15 protein-coding genes are annotated in these 20449 nt (G+C 36.5%); 4 read left to right on the forward strand and 11 right to left on the reverse strand.

The annotated features are described in order from the left end of the window. Positions 1-129 precede the first annotated feature (129 nt). Complete coding sequence (locus JAZ75_RS09450) at positions 130-1701, forward strand: S41 family peptidase (protein WP_232789398.1); 1572 nt, start codon at positions 130-132, stop codon at positions 1699-1701. Here JAZ75_RS09450 and JAZ75_RS09455 read toward each other — a convergent pair. From JAZ75_RS09455 to uvrA, 5 genes are all read right to left on the reverse strand, one after another. Continuing rightward, a complete protein-coding gene (locus JAZ75_RS09455; RefSeq protein WP_132841019.1) occupies positions 1698-2816 on the reverse strand; it encodes an endonuclease/exonuclease/phosphatase family protein in 1119 nt (372 codons plus the stop codon). The two genes, JAZ75_RS09450 and JAZ75_RS09455, sit on opposite strands and share 4 nt — an antisense overlap. Next, positions 2809-3690: a rhomboid family intramembrane serine protease gene (locus JAZ75_RS09460; RefSeq protein WP_208701451.1), complete on the reverse strand. Its 882-nt coding sequence runs from the start codon at positions 3688-3690 to the stop codon at positions 2809-2811. Before JAZ75_RS09460 ends, JAZ75_RS09455 begins: the two co-directional genes overlap by 8 nt. A gap of 13 nt (positions 3691-3703) precedes the next feature. Further along, positions 3704-4381, reverse strand: a complete 678-nt coding sequence (locus tag JAZ75_RS09465; RefSeq protein WP_132841022.1) for a rhomboid family intramembrane serine protease — start codon at positions 4379-4381, stop codon at positions 3704-3706. 12 nt (positions 4382-4393) lie between these two features. Next, positions 4394-6271, reverse strand: coding sequence for a DNA mismatch repair endonuclease MutL (mutL, locus tag JAZ75_RS09470; protein WP_208701453.1), 1878 nt, complete (start codon positions 6269-6271; stop codon positions 4394-4396). 134 nt (positions 6272-6405) lie between these two features. Further along, the gene (gene uvrA / locus JAZ75_RS09475) at positions 6406-9246 is read right to left on the reverse strand and encodes an excinuclease ABC subunit UvrA (protein ID WP_208702411.1); all 2841 of its coding nucleotides are present in this window, start codon (positions 9244-9246) and stop codon (positions 6406-6408) included. A gap of 165 nt (positions 9247-9411) precedes the next feature. On the opposite strand from uvrA, the gene JAZ75_RS09480 reads away from it, so the two are divergent. Then, the gene (locus tag JAZ75_RS09480) at positions 9412-10467 is read left to right on the forward strand and encodes a DUF2157 domain-containing protein (RefSeq protein ID WP_208701455.1); all 1056 of its coding nucleotides are present in this window, start codon (positions 9412-9414) and stop codon (positions 10465-10467) included. A 29-nt stretch (positions 10468-10496) separates the two neighbouring features. Here the strand turns inward: JAZ75_RS09480 and JAZ75_RS09485 are convergent, their stop codons facing one another. Both JAZ75_RS09485 and JAZ75_RS09490 read right to left on the reverse strand, forming a co-directional pair. Continuing rightward, on the reverse strand, positions 10497-11168 hold the full coding sequence (locus JAZ75_RS09485) for a response regulator transcription factor (protein ID WP_021188034.1): 672 nt from the start codon (positions 11166-11168) through the stop codon (positions 10497-10499). Beyond that, on the reverse strand, positions 11161-12399 hold the full coding sequence (locus tag JAZ75_RS09490; RefSeq protein WP_208701457.1) for a sensor histidine kinase: 1239 nt from the start codon (positions 12397-12399) through the stop codon (positions 11161-11163). The genes JAZ75_RS09485 and JAZ75_RS09490 overlap by 8 nt, the downstream gene beginning before the upstream one ends. 210 nt (positions 12400-12609) lie before the next feature. On the opposite strand from JAZ75_RS09490, the gene JAZ75_RS09495 reads away from it, so the two are divergent. Beyond that, complete coding sequence (locus tag JAZ75_RS09495; protein WP_208701459.1) at positions 12610-14985, forward strand: outer membrane beta-barrel family protein; 2376 nt, start codon at positions 12610-12612, stop codon at positions 14983-14985. A gap of 143 nt (positions 14986-15128) precedes the next feature. Here JAZ75_RS09495 and JAZ75_RS09500 read toward each other — a convergent pair whose 3' ends face one another. The 3 genes from JAZ75_RS09500 to JAZ75_RS09510 all read right to left on the reverse strand — a co-directional run bounded on the left by JAZ75_RS09500 (position 15129) and on the right by JAZ75_RS09510 (position 18331). Further along, positions 15129-15545: an OsmC family protein gene (locus tag JAZ75_RS09500; RefSeq protein ID WP_208701461.1), complete on the reverse strand. Its 417-nt coding sequence runs from the start codon at positions 15543-15545 to the stop codon at positions 15129-15131. A 225-nt stretch (positions 15546-15770) separates the two neighbouring features. Continuing rightward, positions 15771-17087, reverse strand: a complete 1317-nt coding sequence (locus tag JAZ75_RS09505; RefSeq protein ID WP_208701463.1) for a G-D-S-L family lipolytic protein — start codon at positions 17085-17087, stop codon at positions 15771-15773. A gap of 26 nt (positions 17088-17113) precedes the next feature. Continuing rightward, entirely contained in the window at positions 17114-18331 is a 1218-nt protein-coding gene (locus tag JAZ75_RS09510; RefSeq protein ID WP_132841032.1) for an OmpP1/FadL family transporter, read from the reverse strand. A 184-nt stretch (positions 18332-18515) separates the two neighbouring features. On the opposite strand from JAZ75_RS09510, the gene tpx reads away from it, so the two are divergent. Continuing rightward, a complete protein-coding gene (gene tpx / locus JAZ75_RS09515) occupies positions 18516-19016 on the forward strand; it encodes a thiol peroxidase (protein WP_208701465.1) in 501 nt (166 codons plus the stop codon). A 53-nt stretch (positions 19017-19069) separates the two neighbouring features. Here the strand turns inward: tpx and JAZ75_RS09520 are convergent, their stop codons facing one another. Continuing rightward, the gene (locus tag JAZ75_RS09520; RefSeq protein ID WP_021188037.1) at positions 19070-20242 is read right to left on the reverse strand and encodes a trans-sulfuration enzyme family protein; all 1173 of its coding nucleotides are present in this window, start codon (positions 20240-20242) and stop codon (positions 19070-19072) included. Positions 20243-20449 lie beyond the last annotated feature (207 nt).

Genomic DNA, 20449 nt, shown 5'->3' on the forward strand with positions numbered 1-20449 from the left:
TATTAACCACTTTTAACGACTTTTGTTTTAATCCAAAAATCAACTCATATATTGTGGTTTTAATGGATAAAACTTAGTATTTTTGAAGCATCTTTTCATATGCAAGGAAGTATAAAACGGAATATTTTTGTGGCAGCAACATACGCAGGAGTTTTACTCGTGGGGCTATTGCTTGGGCAAAAATATGCCGATGAACAAGGTAATAAACAATCAACTTCTATTCTAGCAGGGGGACTGACCGGTAATTCTGAAAAAGTTCAATATCTGGTTAATTTAATATCGGACAATTACGTTGATAAAGTAAGTTTAGATACGATTCAGGATGAAGCCATTCAGCATATCATTACCCGATTAGATCCTTTTTCAACCTATTTAAAACCCAATGAACGTTTAGCACAAGCAGAGGCTCTGGAAGGAACTTTTGATGGTATTGGTGTTGAGTACTTTAATCTTAACGATACCTTGCTTGTTGTCGGAATGATCTCAGCTGGTCCTGCAGAAAAGTCTGGAATGAAGATTGGAGATCGATTGGTCAAAATTGCGAATCGAAATATAGCTGGCGTACGTGTGACAGAAAATGAAGTAGACAAGTTGATTCGAGGTAAAAAAGGATCTACAGTAGACATCATTGTGAAACGAAATAACGAAATTTTGACAACTCCGCTCAAAGTTGTTCGCGATCAAGTATCTGTGAGTACATTGGATGCATTCTATATGATAGCTCCTAAAGTAGCTTACGTAAAAATAAGACGCTTTGGGCATCAGACTTCTGAAGATTTTAAAATCAAATTGCGCGATCTTCGAAAAAGTGGAGCGCAAGATTTAATTTTAGATTTGAGAGGCAATGGCGGCGGTTATGTACATACAGCTATTGAAATAGCCAGTATGTTTTTTAAAGATAAGCGTTTACTGATGTATACTGAAGGAGCCAATGAATTGCGAAGGGATTATTTCTCAAAAGAAGCCGGTGATTTTAGTGAAGGTCGCATCGTAATACTTATTAATGAAGATTCAGCTTCCGCAAGCGAGATCGTGACAGGTGCGCTACAGGATTTAGATAGAGGTACAGTAGTCGGTCGTCGTTCCTATGGCAAAGGATTAGTTCAAGAACAATTTGACTTTGCCGATGGCTCTGCCGTTAACCTGACAGTAGCACGTTATTACACCCCTTTGGGCAGATGTATTCAGCGCAAATATACGCGCGCAAATTACGATCAGTCTAAGTATATGACCACATTTGACCTATGGACGTTGGATACCGAATTTAATCCGCATGATTTATATACAACCAGTAAGGGGAAAATGCTATTTGGGGGAGGTGGAATTCAGCCCGACGTTCTCATTCCAATAGATTCCAATGAAATCAGTGCTAAATATAGAGAGATATATCATTCCAATAGTATACAAGAATTTGTTTATGATAGGTTTACAAAAAAATTGCCAGCTTATTCCATAGAAAATTTCTTGAGTGGTTACAATTTGCCTGACTCCGAGTTTAATGATTTCATTTCCTTTTTATTAAAAAAAGGAATAGCTGTGAACAAACTTGAAGCAGATCGTCTGCATCAAATTATTCAGTCAGATATTGAGGCACTAGTAGGACGTTATTATTTTGGTAGAGAAGCTTACTTTAAGATAAAAAATAGAAAAGATCATTTTGTTGCAGGAGCATTTCGTGCATTGGGAATTCAGATGCACTAAAGGTGCTTCAATTTCAAATCGCTCCAGATAGGGTAGTGGTCTGATAATTTTCTTTTAACCACATGATAATTTAAGATATCAAAATTGGAACTGGCAAAAATATAATCAATTTGAAAGATCGGCAATAATTCATAATGCGTCACTCCCCAACCCGATCCTTTTTCTTTAAATGCATTGTGGAGCCCCTTACTCACCCGATTTACTGAATAGCTCATAGGCGTATCATTAAAGTCACCCATTACGATAAAAGGGAAAGGACAAGCGTCCATATGTTTTTTTAAAGAACTCGCCTGTTCACTTCTAAATTCAAAAGCATTTTTAAGTTTTCGTCCAATGCGACGTGTAGCTGCATTATCAGTCTCCTTTTTGGATGATGGATTTTGAAAAAATTCCTTTTCATCATTTTGAAGAGCAAAAGATCTGAGATGAACATTGTAGACGCGGATAGTACTATCATTTTTTTCAATATCTGCGTACGAAATGCGGTTGATACCATAGTCATTATCTAAGATATTACCAGAATTTATAATCGGATATTTGGAGAATATGGTCATTCCATAAGCCTCATAATCATTTTTGGCACTTTCTGCAAAATAATGATAGTCATAGCCTAGTTTGCTCTTAAACTCATTAGAGATGACATATTTCCCTTTTATTTTACTGTAATATTCTTGGAAACAGACAATGTCTGGTTTAATACTGTCCAATATCTTTATCGCATCATTTTTGAAGTTTTTCTTTGAGTCGTTGATATCTTTAAAAAGATGGGCATTGAAGCTAAGTACGCGGATCTGATCAGATGCTTTTTGAGTTATTGGAGAGCTCGAACGTAAATTCCAATGTTTTGTTAGCAGTGGCCAGCCAAGTAAGATCGTTGCTAAAGAAAATACAATCATTTTAGGTTTTCTTAACAACCAATAAGCGATAAAACCAATATTGACAAGTAATATCGGTAAATAACCTAAACCAAAAAATGCAATAGGCCAAACTGTCTTAGGATTGATGAAAGAAGCAGAATAGCTAATCAATAAAGCAACAATAGCAAGAATGTTAAAAATGAAAACGGTCCTGCTTAAATAGCCCAATTTTTTTTTTAACAATACACGCTTAACCATCGATCTTATTATTATTGCTTGCTTTGAAAAGAATTTCTTTTTCGTGTGAACTTAGACTATCATAGCCTGTTAAGGATATCTTATCCAAAATTTGATCGATCTGATCCTGATTCGGTAAATCATAACGATGATGCTTTGATTGTTGTGCACCATTACCTACGACAACTTTCATTTTTGTGGATCTTTTCTGTTTTCTTTTAAATACTTTAGACCAGTCCATGCCCGATTGCAGTGCATAAATAAATCCCATTCCAAAGAGAATGGAACAAAAATAACTGATGGCCGCAGGTCTATTCGTAAGAATAAAGAACAAAAACTGGATTGCAAAATAAATGATAGCGATAGTCTTTAATTTAACATTCCCAAACAGCAATAGTCTAAGTTCATATTTTGGAACTAAGGTAGCTGTAGCAGCTAAAATTGCAGCTAATCCAAATGCTCCAGTGCTCAATGGAGGATTAATCGTATTGGAGAAAAGAGCAAGGTGTGAGAAGACTAAAAAGATCAGTCCCGACATGATAGCGGAGACAATGTAAATGAAAAGAAACTGTTTCCTATTTAAAAAATTAAAGAAAATAGTACCTAACCAATATAGCCATAAACAATCAAAAGCAACGTTGAAAAGGCCTGTATATAGAAAGTTATACGTAATTAGAGACCACGGTTGCTGGATGAATGCCTGAAAATTTGTTGGTAAACTTAGTTTATCTACGCTCCATTGAAAAAGAGGGAAAGAAATAATCTTCAGCTCAAAAAGGAGATCAAAAAAATAAATCAGAATAAATAGGAAAACCTGTCCACCAATAATAAATGGAATGGGAGAGCCTGAACCGAAGGTTGTCCTGATAAAGTTTTTGAACGAGTTTTCCCTCATCTTATAAAGTTAATTAATATAATCCTTTTTTTATACCCCAGACCTTTAATAGTATATAACCAAATAAAGCTCCACCGACATGAGCTAAGTGTGCAACAGAATCGCCCGGTCTAGATATACTCATATAAATTTCGAGAAGAATAAATCCCCCTATCATGTATTTGGCTTTAACGGGTACTGGTATAAATAAGAATTGCAATGGTAAGTTCGGAAATAGATAAGCAAATGATAAAAGTATTCCGTAAACAGCACCTGAAGCACCTAACATTCTAGTCGTGTATATTTCTTTAACAAGGTTTGGATTGCTAGAAGCTAAATTAGAAAGATCTAAACTATGATGCAGAGGAAAAAATGAACCCGTAGCATTGTACAGTTCAATGCCCTGCACACCCGATTGTAATAACCAAGCACCCAAACCCGAAAGTAAATATAAATTTAGAAAACGTTTAGGTCCTAAAACCTGTTCAATAAGGGAGCCAAACATCACAAGTGAAAACATATTAAAAAAGATATGTGATAGATCCGCATGCATAAACATATGGGTGATGACCTGCCAAATTTTGAAAAATGGTGAATCTGGATAAAATACTGGAAGATAATTGTACGCCATTGGACTTAGATTAGAACCAATAAAAAATACAATATTGACTATTAATAAGTTCTTGACAACAGGTGTTAATTGTGGAAACATAATTTTTATTTTCTAATTTTTACTAAACTTTTCTAATAGTTCCTGTAAGGTAATGGTAATAACGATTGGTTTCCCAAAAATAGAGATATTTGGAGACTCACAAGCGAAAAGCTGATCAATAAGTTCTGATATCGCATTATTATCCAGAAAAGTACCTGGTTTTATTGCCGCATTGCGCGCTAAGCTTTTTGCTAAATTCTCACGTTTCTCAATTTTGAAATCATTAAGATTGTTCTTATAATCTTCTAAGATCTGTTCAATAATTTTACGTTCGTCAATTCCGGTACCTAAATCTGCAGGTATTCCGTCAATGATATAGCTGTTTTTTCCAAATGAACGAATTTGAAACCCTAAACTTTGAATATCTTCCAATAAATCTTGCATCAATTCATTATCTGAAGGATTTAAATCAATACTTTGAGGAAACAGATTCTGTTGACTCAAACCTTTATGTTGATCAAGCTGTGATTTGAACTGTTCAAATAAGATGCGTTCATGAGCAGCTTGTTGATCGATCAGCATCACACCAGAATGAATTTGTGAAACAATGAATCGATTATGGATCTGAAAAAATTGTTTCGTTGTCGCTTGACTTTTTATACCTTGTATCTGATGAATTGGACCGTCTTGTTGTTCGTGCTCTAAAGGCAGTTGCATCGATTCATCCTGTTCAGTAATTTGATATAAAGTATCCCAATTTTGAGGAATGGCCGTTTTCTTTTCAAAACCTGCGAGATAATTATCTGATCGCGAAAATGTCGTCTTTGTAATCTGATCAGGTTCAAACGGATTAAAATCAGGATTAAAATTCACCGTAGGTACAATGATCTCGTCCAAAGGTTTTGGCGTGATCATGTTTGAGAAACCTGTTTCTTGTTCAAAATCCAAAGAAGGCGCGATATTATATCGTCCCAAAGACCTTTTAACAGCAGATCGGATGATCGCGTAAATTGCCTTTTCATCTTCGTATTTAATTTCCGTTTTCGTTGGGTGTACATTGATATCAATCTTTGAAGGATCGATGTCAATGAAAAGCACATATAAAGGAAATGTTTCTGCTGGCAGAATTTCTTCAAAAGCATTCATCACAGCATGATTCAAGTAATGGTCTCTGATAAATCGCTTATTAACAAAGAAGAATTGTTCCCCTCTTGTTTTTTTAGCAAACTGAGGCTTTCCTACAAAACCATTTACTTTTATGATCGTGGTATCCTCTTCTACAGGTACTAATCGCTGATTATACGTGTTGCCAAATAGATGAACAATACGTTGTTTCAATGTTTCCGCAGGTAAATGAAACATTTCATTACCATCACTATGTAACGTCAAAAAGATTTCAGGATTAGCTAATGCTATCCGTTGGAACTCTTCAATAATATGACGCATCTCGACCGAATTGCTTTTTAAAAAGTTTCGGCGTGCAGGTATATTGTAAAATAGATTTTTAATGGAAATATTGGTGCCAGCAGCGACAGCTTCTGGTGCTTGATTGATGATTTTAGAGCCCTCTATCTCTACGACAGTACCCAATTCATCCTCAAAACGACGTGTTTTTAAAGTCACATGTGCAATGGCAGCGATTGAAGCCATTGCTTCACCTCGAAATCCCATTGTACGAATGGCAAACAAATCTTCTGCTTTACGAATTTTGGAAGTAGCATGTCGTTCAAAACAAAGACGTGCATCCGTCACGCTCATTCCACAACCATTATCAATCACTTGAATTAATGATTTTCCAGCATCTTTGATGATCAATTGTATCTTGTCAGCCCCAGCATCAATAGCATTTTCAATCAATTCTTTGATCGCCGCGGCAGGTCTTTGTACGACTTCACCCGCTGCAATTTGATTGGCAACATTATCTGGTAATAATTGAATAATATCCGACATATGACGCGAAGTTACGAAATTAATGAGGAATGCTTTTAATTCCGTTAGAAAGTTGTCGTATAAATTACATTACTTATTAACTTTCATGAGTTAGATTTGATACGTAATACTTACGTATCAAATCTAACTGTTCGTTATTGCATTTCCAGTTTAAGGAATCGAGCCGTTTCGCTCTTTTTATTTTTGATTAACTCTTCAGGTATACCTGCAAATAAGACATTACCGCCTTCTTTACCACCTTCAGGACCAATGTCAATCACCCAATCAGCACATTTAATAACATCGAGATTATGTTCGATGATTAAGATCGTGTTACCACGGTCAACTAATCGGTTGATTACGCCCATCAATACATTAACATCCTCAAAATGCAAACCCGTTGTCGGTTCATCTAAGATATAAAATGTATTTCCGGTGTCTTTCTTGGAAAGCTCTGTCGCCAATTTAATCCGTTGTGCTTCCCCGCCCGATAATGTTGTTGAAGACTGTCCCAATGTAATATAACCCAAGCCAACATCCTGTAATGTTTTAATCTTACGATAGATGGAAGGAATATTTTCAAAGAAAACGACTGCCTCATCAACACTCATATCCAGGATATCTGAGATGGATTTACTTCTGAAGCGAACCTCCAAAGTTTCTCTGTTATAACGTTTTCCATGACATGTTTCACAAGGAACCTGGACATCAGGAAGGAAATTCATTTCCACAACCTTCATTCCACCACCTTGACAAGTTTCACAACGACCGCCTTTCACATTAAATGAAAAACGTCCCGGTTTATAACCCCTTATTTTCGCTTCAGGAAGTTGGACAAATAAAGTTCTGATATCTGAAAATACACCCGTATAAGTAGAAGGGTTTGATCTTGGCGTACGACCGATCGGACTTTGGTCTATTTCAATGACCTTATCGACATGCTCCAGACCTTCGATACTTTTGTAAGGAAGTGGAATACCTTTTGCACGGAAAAAATGTTTATTTAGAATCGGATATAGCGTACCGGTAATCAAACTTGATTTACCAGAACCCGAAACACCCGAGACAAGAATTAATTTTCCAAGTGGAAAATCAACAGAAACATTTTTTAAGTTATTTCCTGTTGCACCTTTTAAAGATAATGTTTTTCCGTTTCCAGCTCTTCGTTCTGAAGGAATAGCAACCTCTTTTTTCCCATTTAAATAAGCTGCAGTTAGTGATTTTGATTTCAGGATATCTTTCGGTTTTCCTTCAGCAACCACTTGACCACCATTGACACCCGCGGCAGGTCCCATATCAATAACATAGTCTGCATTTAAGATCATGTCTTTATCATGTTCAACAACCAGCACTGAATTGCCGATATCACGTAAATTTTTTAAAGAATTGATCAGACGCTCATTATCTCTCTGATGGAGACCGATGCTCGGCTCATCCAAGATGTATAGAACATTGACAAGTTGGGAACCTATTTGTGTCGCAAGTCGTATACGTTGCGCTTCACCACCAGATAGCGATTTAGAAGAACGATCTATAGTCAGGTAATTTAAGCCTACATCCAGTAGGAAACCTAAACGCGATTGTATTTCTTTTAATATTTCGGTAGCAATGATCTGTTGACGTTCATCTAAAGAAGCGTTTACATTTGAGAACCATTCATATAGCGATTTAATATCCATATGTGCCAGTTCATAAATGTTTTTACCGGCAAATTTAAAATGTAGTGATTCCTTTTTAAGCCTGGCGCCTTCACAAGTTGGACATACAATCTTTGATCTGAAATCATCTAAAGAAGACATATCATCACTAGATTTACCAGACTGCTCCTCTAGCATTTTGAAAATGCCAGAAAACTCAATGCGGTAATCACGTACATCGTAACTGCCGTAGGAAACAGCAACTGAAATAGGCTCCTCAGCACCAAATAGTAACGTGTCGATTTGCTCTTCTGTCAACTTCTCTAGCGGTGTTGTCAAAGAAAAATCAAGTTTTTTAGCCACAGCTTTCAACACTTGGAAGTTCCAGGTCTCCTTTGCAGGTCCTAAGGGAGCTAAGCCTCCTTTTTGAATGCTTAATTTTCCATCAGGGATAACTGTGTTTTTGTCAATTTCAAAAATATATCCTAGGCCATCACATTTTGGACAGGCACCGTATGGGGAGTTAAATGAAAACGTATTAGGCTGCGGTTCATCGTAAGAAATACCTGATTCGGCATCCATGAGATAGCGGCTGAAAAATTGCTCCACATTTTCTTGATTGGCTACCTTAATAATTCCTTTTGCTGTCTTCATCGCTTGCATAACAGATGTTTGCAACCTTTTTTTATCGTCGGCAGTAACCTTTAGGCGGTCGATCACAATTTCAATATCGTGTATTTTATAGCGGTCTACCTGCATTTTAGGCGTTAAATCTACGATTTCTCCATCTACACGGACTTTAACATAACCCTGTTTACGGATTTGCTCAAACAACTCACGGTAATGACCTTTACGCCCTTTGATCACGGGAGCTAAAATATTCAAAGCCTGTCCATCAAAATCGGTTAAAATACGATCAACAATCTGGTCGTCAGACATGCGTTGCATGCGATTGCCTGTAACATAAGAAAATGCTTCACTTGCGCGAGCAAATAGCAAACGCATAAAATCATACACCTCAGTGATAGTGCCGACAGTAGAACGCGGATTTTTGCTTGTTGTTTTTTGTTCAATAGAAATCACAGGACTCAAACCAGAAATTTTATCTACATCCGGTCGTTCCATACCACCTAAAAACTGACGGCTATAAGCGCTAAATGTTTCCATGTAACGTCTTTGGCCTTCCGCGTATATGGTGTCAAAAGCTAATGACGATTTACCACTGCCACTTAATCCTGTAATAACAACCAATTCGTTTCGAGGAAATGAAATGTCAATATTTTTGAGGTTATGTACACGTGCTCCAAATACTTGAACTTCACTTTGTTCACCTAAATCAGGTGTGATTTTCTTTGTCATGTAACCGCTGTTTTCTTCCAAACGCAGATGAATTTCTGCAAACATGCAAAATTACTTATTTTTAATGAACTTTAAGAGTGCTCATCTCTTTATTATTGTCACGCTATTGCAAATCTATACCCTAAGTAAAAGGTATAATTTGTATTTTGCCACCACAAAAGTTATATGAAGAAATTAGACGTTACCAAACAAGAAAAAGAATCCTTAGAAGAAGCAATACAATTTTGGGAGAAGGAAAATGTAATTGATACATCGACAGCAAAAGCTATGGTCGATAGCATTGATGTCAAAAGCTTTGATTGGAAGCGCCTAGCACGGTATGCATTTTGGGTTGCCTTAGCATCTTTGGTATTTGCAGTTTTTTCTTTAATGACTGATACTGCATTTCTCAAATTTGTAGATACACTGTACGAAGCGCCCAATATTTTATTCTGTCTTTTTTTTGGTGCTTTAGCCGTATTGTTTTATACCCTCGGCTTTCGTTACAAAACAAAATTTCCTAATAAAAATCTTTCTATTGAAACCATGATGTTGATAGGTGTTTTTTCGACAGCAGCATGCATCGGATTTTTAGGAAAGGTATTGGATAAGAATAGTATGCACTATTCTTTACTGTTTCTATTATCAGTCCTCATATACGGATATCTCGCGAACCGCTTAAAATCTAAGCTCATATGGGTATTTATGCTTGTTGCATTAGGAATCTGGTTTGCGACCGAAACAGCATATCATAGTGATTGGGGATTTAAGTTCTGGGGAATGAATTACCCACTACGTTTTACTATTTTTGGATTAATGCTGACATTAATTGCTATTTATGTGCAGCCACGGTTCAAAAAACTAGTAGAATTTCAACCGCTAAGCTACCTCATTGGCTTACTATACTTAATGATTTCATTGTGGTCTCTTTCTATTTTTGGTAATTATTCAGATTTCTATGAATGGACTTTAGTAAGACAGTACCACATCTTTTATTGGGGTCTGTTGTCGACAGCAGTAGCCGCAGGTCTCGTTATCTATGGACTAAAGATGAAAGACAATACTACAAGAGAAATTGGTTTTGTATTTTTTGTATTGAATGTCTACACAAGATATGTAGAATACCTTTGGGATAATATCAATCGTGCAATCTTTTTTCTTATTTTGGCAGTATCATTCTGGTTTGTTGGTCGTTGGGCAGAAAAATTATGGCAAAAAAGAGAAGATAGTTTAGATACCTAATATCACGATATAAGTACCAAGCGCGCATATTAAAAGGAAATGTTAAAGCCTACACCTCTTGAAGAAGTAATGTGTAGATTTAAATCATGTTTGAGGTACTTGCGTAATCTCGTAATGAAAACATCCATGCTGCGGCCATTAAAAAAGTCACTGTTACCCCAGACTTGCTGTAAGATTTCTTCCCTTGTCACAAGAGAACCATTGCGTTGACATAGAAACTGTAAGAGCTTCGCTTCTCTTTCTGTTAGTTTAAATTGTTCCAGTGGATGAGTGAGGAGTAATCGCTGAGGGAAAAATTGATAACTACCAAGTGTAATTGATGTGATCTGATCAGTTTTTTTATTACGCTTTAGGATATTTTGGATTCGTAATACTAATTCCTCTGGATCACAGGGTTTTGTAAGGTAATCGTCAGCGCCAATTTTTAAACCTGTTATTTTATCTATTTTTTGTTCTTTGGCGGTTAGGAAAATAAAAGGGACTTCAGGATAGTATTCTTTGATCTCCTGCGCTAATGTGAAACCGCTTTTAACAGGTAACATTACATCCAAAATTAACAGATCGTAAGGAAGTATATTTTCAGCAAGCAGTAATTCCTCTGGGCTTTGCATCCAGTGCACATCATATCCAGAAAGCTGTAAATAATGTTGCAACATAAATCCGAAATCAGCATCGTCTTCAATTAACAAAAGTTTATTCATGGGGAATTATAATATTAAAAGTAGTTCCTATATTGATTTTGCTAGTAACGTCTATTTTGCCTTGATGACGCCCTACAATCGTATTGACAAGATATAATCCTAGTCCTAAACCCTTGCTATCATGGATATTATTTTTTTGTATGCGGTAGAATTTCTCAAAGATATGAGGAATTTCTTTTAAAGCCATTCCTATCCCATTATCACGTACTTGAATTTCAAATAAATTCTTGTTCGTGGAAATTGATACACTCAGATGAGTAGCACCATACTTGATGCTGTTATTCATAAGATTGACAATAATGGTCGTAAAATCGGATTCGTTAATTGGTATTTCGATTGTTGAAAACTCATTTATATCAAATTTTATATGAGGATGAGCAAGTTTAAAATCAGCAAGTATCATCTTCACTTGATCAAAGGTAATGGGGATGTCTGCATCTGTTTTGTCACTTTCATGCAAGGGTTGTAAAGTGTTTTCCAGACGTTCCACTTGACGTTCCATAACGGCTAGAATGGTAGGATCAGGTTGTTTTTGAATTGTTTTTAAAGCTACTTTAAGCGTTGCAATGGGCGTTTTTAGTTCATGCGAAATATTGTCAACGGCATCATGCAACTGACTAATCTTTTTCTGTTGCTGTTTTAAATTCTGATATGTTCGATAAAATAAGAATAATAAAGCCACTAGAATCAATGTTGAATTGAAGAGTAGGAGTGCTAACTCCTTAAAAACAATCCAGTTGATATTGACCACCTCAAACGTTGATCTTCGAAGAACAAGAAAACTGTACTGTTTATCTTCCTGCTCAGCAGTGATTGTTGACTGTTCTTTCGTTAACTGTTTAACAGTTTTTTCAGTAGACCAGGTTCCAGAAGATAACTCCAATGGATGCGTCATTTCACCACTTGTTTTATAGACAATTATTGGCTTTTTGATCAGTTTTTCTTGAGCGTTTTGAAAGGTGATTTGTAGAATCTCTTTTTGTAATCTTACCTGAAAACCTAATGGGGAAAAAAGACTATCTACATAATGTGTCAACGCTTTCTCAGTTTTATTTACTTTATCAGCATAACTGCTTTCCAGCGTTGCAAGCGTAATTTTTTTCTGAGCTAGTTGTATGTAGTAAGAAGTTGCGTCTTGATTATTAAGGAGATCATTGTCGAATAGAGCGTCAGTCTCATCTATTTTTCCTAGTTTCTCTTTTGTTAGCGAATATATCTCCCTTTTCTTCAATTGAAAAGAATTCAAGAGCAAATAGGATTGAATGCCAATAAGGATAACAAAGAGGATTGTGAAAAAATAAATATAGTTTTTAGACTTAAGTTCCATATACAAATATAGGTTGCGATTTTGAATAAATAGAACCTTAACCTACCATTAACTCTTTATTAACCATCGCTCTCCACTACTTGAGGCAACTTTGTAGCAGCAATTTAATCAAGTATGAAGTATCTAATTATTCTATTATTATTACCTTTTCTTGGACAGGCTCAAGGGAAGCGTTTATCCGGTGGTGTCTGCGATCAAAACGAAATTCCTTTGAAAGGAGCAACTGTCATTTTATTGGACAGTATAAGTAAACCCATCCACACATTAAGACTCGACACTGCCGGTAGGTTTGATTTTGTAATAGAAGACAACTGGCTATACCGTATGGCAATATCCCATTTAAATTATCAGAGCCGAGAATTGAATTTTCGATCAGATACCTTACAAGTTCCATTATTAATAAAGTTAAGTCCTAATGAGTCGAAACTGGAAGAAGCACAAGTAACCGGTAAAAGACCAAGGGTTACTCGAAAAATTGATCGTTTAGAGTTTAATGTGCAAGGAAGTAACCTATCCGGATTGAACAGTTGGGATATTTTGAAACGGACACCTATGGTTATGGTAAGTGGAAGTAGTATAGCTGTACGTGGAGACAAAAAAGTAGTTGTCATGATTAATGAAAGAAAACTGATGATGAGCGGGGAAGAACTAAAAACGTTACTCGAAAATACAGCAGGATCGGATGTTCAATCTATTGAGGTCATTACAAGTCCACCTGCAAAATATGAAGCGGAGGGAAGTACTATTATTAATATAAAACTCAATAAATCGCAACTATTTGGGTACAGAGGTACGCTACTGGCATTGACAGAGCAAAGTAATTATGGTAAGCAACTATTTGGACTGACCCAATATTATAAAAATGAAAAAGTTAATGTTCGCGCCACTTATAATTTTGGAAGAGGGACATATGCGCGCTATGGAACCGATTTTGTCTACTATCCGAATGATCAAACTTCCTGGGAAAGTGTTATGACCCGTATCGATAAAAATAATAGCCAAAACAGTTACGTGTTTTCCTTTGACTATACGCCCGATACAACCTGGAATATCGCCATAGGCTTGAATGGGTATTATGGACCAAAATCAACTGGATTATATGAAGTGCCGACCTCCATTTACAATAAGGAAGGGCTAATGGAGTCCTATTATTTGACGAAGAACGATCATATAGAATCGCGTAAAACCAATAATTTTTATCTGCAGGTCAATAAAAAAATAAATTCCAACTGGAATGCAAATTGGTCTTCCTATTTTACAACAAATCGTAAATCTAATCTACAGGATGTATGGACAGATCTACAATTTAAGAAAAAAGATCCTAAAAGTACGCGCTTTCTGAGTGACAATGCTACACAGAACCAATTATTCACAACACAGCTCGATCTTTCTGTAAATATGAATAATATTGCCATTGAGTTTGGAGGTAAGTTTAGTGCTGTGAAAACGAAAAGTACCTTAATGTTTTCAGATGATGCTTCAGGAAGTTTTGAGCCTCGATCAGATAAGAGTAATATTTTTGATTACGATGAACAACAGGCAGCTGTATATGGATCAATAGCTTATAAATGGCGAAAATGGAGTTGGAAAGGAGGTTTGCGTCTTGAAAATACGGCATTGGAAGGAGTCGTCTCAGAACCGGAAGACCGGAATAATCAAAATTATTGGGTACTCTTTCCAACCTTCTATGCTCAGTACCAAACAGATCAGGAATACCAATGGGGGTTTTCTTACGGTAAGCGTATCAGCAGACCTGCTTATTCGTGGTTAAACCCGGCGAAGTCCTATTATAATCTTTTTTCTTATTTTCAGGGAGATCCGCGGTTGAAGGCTACAATTATTCATAATCTCAATATTACGTTAACGAAAAAAGATTGGAATGTAGATTTATTTTATCGATATGAGCAATGGCCGTCCATGGAGATTGCTATTCAAGATAATATAAATCATCAACTGATCTATCATTACACGAATATTCGAAACGGGCAGGGAGCAGGTGTAGATTTGGGTAAAAGTTTTCAATTATTGAAAAATTGGAGTTTAAACGCACAACTGGAAGGGATGTACAATGTCAATAATTATCAAGGTAGCGATATGCAATTGTATCGTAATCGAGTGTGGATGGCCAATGGAAATTTTAGTTCAATTTTCGTGCTGAATAAAGAAAGCGATTGGAACCTTGAGCTTGGAAACACCTTCGAGTCACCTACCATACAGGGACCTTTTAAGATCACAGGTTATTCTAGTACCTATCTGATCACGAGCCGTAAGTTTTTTCGTAAACGGTTTGAAGTCAATCTTTCTTTTATGGATATTTTTAAATCGGAAAGACAAAGGGTATCTTCAAAATATGCGGACCAAAATAATTACTATAACGATTATCGAGATACACGCAAAGTCAATATAACATTACGCTATCATTTTGGCAATCAGAAGATAAAGAATAATTCCAGTATGCCTAAAAAGACGGAAGAGCAGGGAAGATTATAAGATTTAAGTATAAAGCGCCCTTTATTAAAAAAAGGGGAATCTCCCCAAGTACAAAAAACCAGATATCAATAGTTATCTGGTTTTTGTATGTTTTTATTTTACAATGCGTAAGTTCAGATTATGAGCTAAGCATTCCACTATTATTAATTGATTTTGAGTGAATAGGTGATATTGATACCACCTGCGGCAAGCATATCATGTACCGAACAGTATTTTTTGACCGCCAATTCTGCTGCCTTTTGAGCTTTAATTTCATCAATAGCACCTTTTAGATAAAAGCTAATGTGGATATCTGTAAAGATATTTGGAATTTCCTCGCGGCGTTTTCCCTCAACCTCAACTTGTACATCTTCAATTTCCTGACGCTGTTTCGTCAAAATAGAAGAAAGATCAAATACACTACATGAGCCTAGTGCCATTAAGACTAATTCCATCGGGCGAACTCCTTTGCCTTCACCACCAATAGCTTCTGAACCATCAATATTTACTTTTACATTGGATAGTTCACTTGCTGCTTCAAAGTGAACTGCTTTATTTTGACGATTTAGTGTTACTTTCATGATTGAATCTCCTTGTATATACAAATTTAATGAAATTTGCTTTCATTAACAATATAATTGCGCTGACACGTAAATAACATGACTTGTTATTACTTTTTTCTTACAAAGCGGTTATATACATAATAAGATATACTTATTACCCTAAACACATCTAATTGAGGATAAATATAAAAAGGGTGATCATAATTATGATACACCCTTTTACCAAACCATTTATTAATATTTTTATGGAAGTTTTACGCCTCTATAATCCGATATATTTAATCTAGGAACTTGAGCACCGTACGTTTTATTGATGGCTTCAATAAATACATTTGCCATTAAAGCATTTCCAATAGGCGTCAAATGAATACCGTCTAGCGAAAATCCATTTCCGGTGATATATTTTGCACTCACAGATAAACCATCGATACGGATACCATTTTTAACAGCTGTTAAAAATGCATTCACATCAGCCACCGCCAAACCTTTAGACGCGGCGACCGATTTAATTGCGTTATTGAAATCATTGACACGCGCCACAACTTCTGCCGCTTCTTTTGTATCCAAAACATATTGATCTGCAACAGGATTCAGCGGGTGTAATCCGTAAGGTATTTTGTTTTCATTAGGTACACCTAATAATCCTGCCGATGAAAAAGGGAGGACAAAGAAATCTTGATCCGTAGCAGCACGCGGGCCCGTCTTAGTTGCGATGTAAATATCAGTCACTTTGGTTGTGCTTGCCGCATTTACTGCAGCTAAGAGGGCTTGACGTGTTACTGTTGTAAAATATGGAACTGCTGTTACATCAGGAATCGTTGCTAACACACCTTTTTGTTTTTCTTTTGTAAGTTCGGTCACATATTTGTTTAAGAGACCTGTAAATGTTGAAACCTCTGTTAACACAGTTGTAGGGTCTACTTTTCCTGTTATCGGATTAATTTTTACAACACCACCATTTGTTGCCCAACCTAAGGCGTCATTATTTCCCAGAGAAAAAGTAAAGAACGTGTGGTTTTGCGTTGTAGAATACGTGTAATAATCCATTGTTGGTGGAGTGCCTTCTGGCAATAGACGTTCGAAGTACATATTTCCAGCTGCTGTTCCTATGCCAGGTGCAAAAGCCATATCCATACGCATACCCGGTACCCCTAAATTATTGATCGGATCAGTAAATTTCGTTAATAATTTTGGACTAGCTGAGCGGTAAGCTAATTTGTCTGTAACCTGTTCTGTTACTGGTTGACCATTGACCAATGCTTTAAGACGAATATAGCCCGATCCATTGGACTGCTCCTCGCTAAAAAATGGAGATTTGAACTCGCCTCCGCCTACTTTTTGAAGTTGTTCTGAGATGAGCAATGGAAAAGCTACTTTTTGACCATCAAGATATAGTCCCCCATCAGCGAATCCTGCAGAAAGAGAATTTCCAATGGCAATATATTTACTAAAGTCAGCTTTTGTTCCTGCTGAAGGTGTGAATTCGTCGAGAGATGGTTTACATGCTGTGATACTCAGTATCGCCAATGCAACTCCTATATATAAATTTCTTCTGTTCATGATAATAACATTTTTAATATAAATGCTTAAAATTTGTACGTCAATCCAATACCTGGTGCGTAAATATTCGTCGTATACGTTCCTGATAAATGGCTGTCTACATTATTTGCTTCGCGAGGTAATATTCTCTGGTATGCAAAAGAGCCTGTTAGATCAAACTTCTGATTCATTTTGTATGTGAAACCGCCAGCAATCAGTACACGGTTGTTATCTGGAGTTTCTGGATAGACATAATCTTTACTCACAGGTGTTGCGATATAACCACCACCGATACGGAGTTGCAATTTCTCTGATGGCAAGTATTCGATACCCGCTTTAATAGAACCTGCTTTTGTATAATTCTTAGGGGAATGCGTGTCAGGAGTATTTGCACCACTATAATCAAAGTTTAGTTCTTTATAAATATCGTAATTGATCACCGTTCCATCCACAGCCATTTTTACTTTGTCACTGATCGGGAATGTTACACCAACAGCAAAAGTAGATGGGAGAGGAAGTTCGGCGCTAAATTTACTATCTGGTGGAAATGTTCCTTGCGCCGCTTCAGGTACTGTGAATTTAGCATCTCCATCTTTTAATTTCGTAACAACTTTAGATCGGTAGCTCATGGAAATGGCAAATTCTTCATTTAAGTTGTAGTGAACACCGACATTATATCCTGTTCCAGTACCGGTTCCTTTTAATTCAGCCAACCCTGATGACCCATCTTGGAAATAAACGGGAACTGCACTTTGTAAATCCACAGAACCAATGTTATAGACAAAACCCCCACCGATACTGAAGTTGTCCGTTAATTTGACACTGACGGTAGGTTGGATGTATATAGCGCGTAACGACAAACTAACTAAACTGTATTTACCTGTCCATTCAGTGCCCCAGTCTACTGCACCTCCATAAGGTGTATATATTCCTATACCCGCTTTCCACCACGTATTTTTAGGTCCTACTGTGGCAAAAACAGAAAAAGGTGGCGTTATCTGATTTTTAGTATGATCCACCACAGAACTTCCTGTTGCTTGAAAAGCAGATTTAAACATAACACCATTTCCGTTTACAGAAACCGCATTGTGGCTCATTTTTGAAAGTGCTCCTGGGCTATAAAAGATGGAAGATTCATCTATAAAGTAGGCAGAACCTGCACCACCCATACCGACAGATTTTGGACTCTGAAGATTGACTTGAGATCCCTGTGCTAAAAGTAAAGACGGCGATACACAAAGCAAGGTAATTAGTAACTTCTTCATATACATCAAATTTGGTTTATCGTTTGTGTTTGAATTACAATGCTAACATAGTAAATTTTTGTGGCTTTTCGATATTATTTTGGCGAAAATTGATAAATATTTATTTTGAAAGAATGTGTATTAATAAATGTGATTTTTGTAGTAAGATTAACAGGAAATCATTAAATTGCTAAAAAAAATAATTATGGCAACAGTAGCATTCAAAGGTGGAGCAGTTAATACGGTTGGAAATTTACCAGCAGTAGGAAATCAAGCTCCAGATTTTAAATTGACAGCAGGTGATTTATCTGATAAATCATTAGCACATTATAAAGGAAAGAAAGTAGTTTTAAATATTTTCCCAAGTGTAGATACAGGTACCTGTGCAGCATCTGTTCGTGCTTTCAATAAAGCAGCGTCAGGATTAGAAAATACAGTGGTGTTATGTATTTCCAAAGATTTACCATTTGCTCAAGGACGTTTTTGTGCAGCGGAAGGTTTGAATAATGTGGTTACATTGTCGGAATATAAAGACAGTAATTTTTCAGATGCATATCAATTGCGTTTTTCCGATGGCCCTTTAGCGGGTTTATTGAGCCGTGTAGTCATTACATTGGATGAAAACGGTAAAGTTTTATATGAAGAGCAAGTTGCGGAAGTGACAGAAGAGCCAAATTACGAAGCTGCATTGGCATCTTTGAAATAAGCAGATCATAAATAAAGAATAGAGCCATCTTCTTGGAGATGGCTCTATTTTTTTTATTTAGTTTTTTCCAATGCCTGTAAGATATCCTGGATAATATCTTCCTGATCTTCTAAACCAACCGATAGACGCACACTACCCGGTTGAATACCAAGGTTTAGACGTTCATCTTCTGTTAATTTCGAATGCGTTGTAGAAGCAGGATGGGTAGCGATTGATCTTGCATCCCCTAAATTAGAAGTATATAAAATCATATTTAATTCGTCTAAGAAACGGAAAGCTCGCTCTTTTCCACCTTTAACAACAAAAGTGACAATACCACCACCGGCCTTCATCTGTTTTTTTGCTAGCTCATATTGCGGATGGGAAGGAAGAAATGGATATTTAACATCTTCAATTTCTTCGTTTGTTTCCAAAACTGTTGCTAATGCTAATGCGTTGCTGCAATGTCTATCCATACGTAAGCCCAGTGTATCTAAGCTTTTAGAGATGACCCAAGCATTAAAAGGAGATAAGGAAGGACCAGTATGGCGAATGAAAAACATTAATTTGTCAATCAATTCCTGTTTCCCTACAACTAATCCACCAAGGACACGACCCTGACCGTCCATATATTTTGTAGCAGAATGAATTGACAAATCAAAACCATACTTTAATGGTTTTTGAAGATAAGGTGTTGCAAAGCAGTTGTCAATGGCTAAAATAATATTTGGATATTTTTTCTTTAAAGAACCTAACCATTCTAGATCTACTAATTCCAGACCAGGGTTAGAAGGTGATTCCAGGAAAATAATTTTTGTATTCGGCTGAATGGCTTTTTCCCATTCTTCGGGATCGACCGCATCAACATACGTTGTTGTTACTCCCCAACGAGGGAATAGTTGCGTAAATAGTTGGTGAGTTGAACCAAAAATAGCGCGTGACGAAACAATATGGTCACCACTTTCAACAATACCTGCAAAAGAGGCAAAGACTGCTGCCATACCCGAAGAGAAGGACAGCCCAGCTTCTGCTTCCTCTAGGATACAAACTTTGTTAATAAGCTCTGAAGTATTTGGATTGGCATAGCGGGAGTATATCATTCCTTGCTCTTCATCAGCAAAAATAGCTCTTCCCTGTTCTGCGCTATCAAAGATAAAACTAGAAGTAAGATATAGGGGCACCGAATGCTCACGTGTTGCAGAACGATCGGCTTGTTCGCGGATGATTTTAGATTGATCTTTGTTCATGATGAGGTAAAGGTACAAGTTGTAAATTTTATTTTTTATATTTTATCAAATAATTTTGCGTAAAAAATAATCAGTAGAACAACTTAGGTTTTGTAAATTTATAGGATTTCAATCTCAAATAACAGCCTATCATACAGTTAAATCGGTTGCAACGCTATTCATTCACTTTTGTCAATATTTATTGAATCTTAAATAAGTACTATTAAA

It is taken from the genome of Sphingobacterium sp. UDSM-2020, assembly GCF_016132525.1.
Classification (GTDB): Bacteria; Bacteroidota; Bacteroidia; order Sphingobacteriales; family Sphingobacteriaceae; genus Sphingobacterium; species Sphingobacterium anhuiense.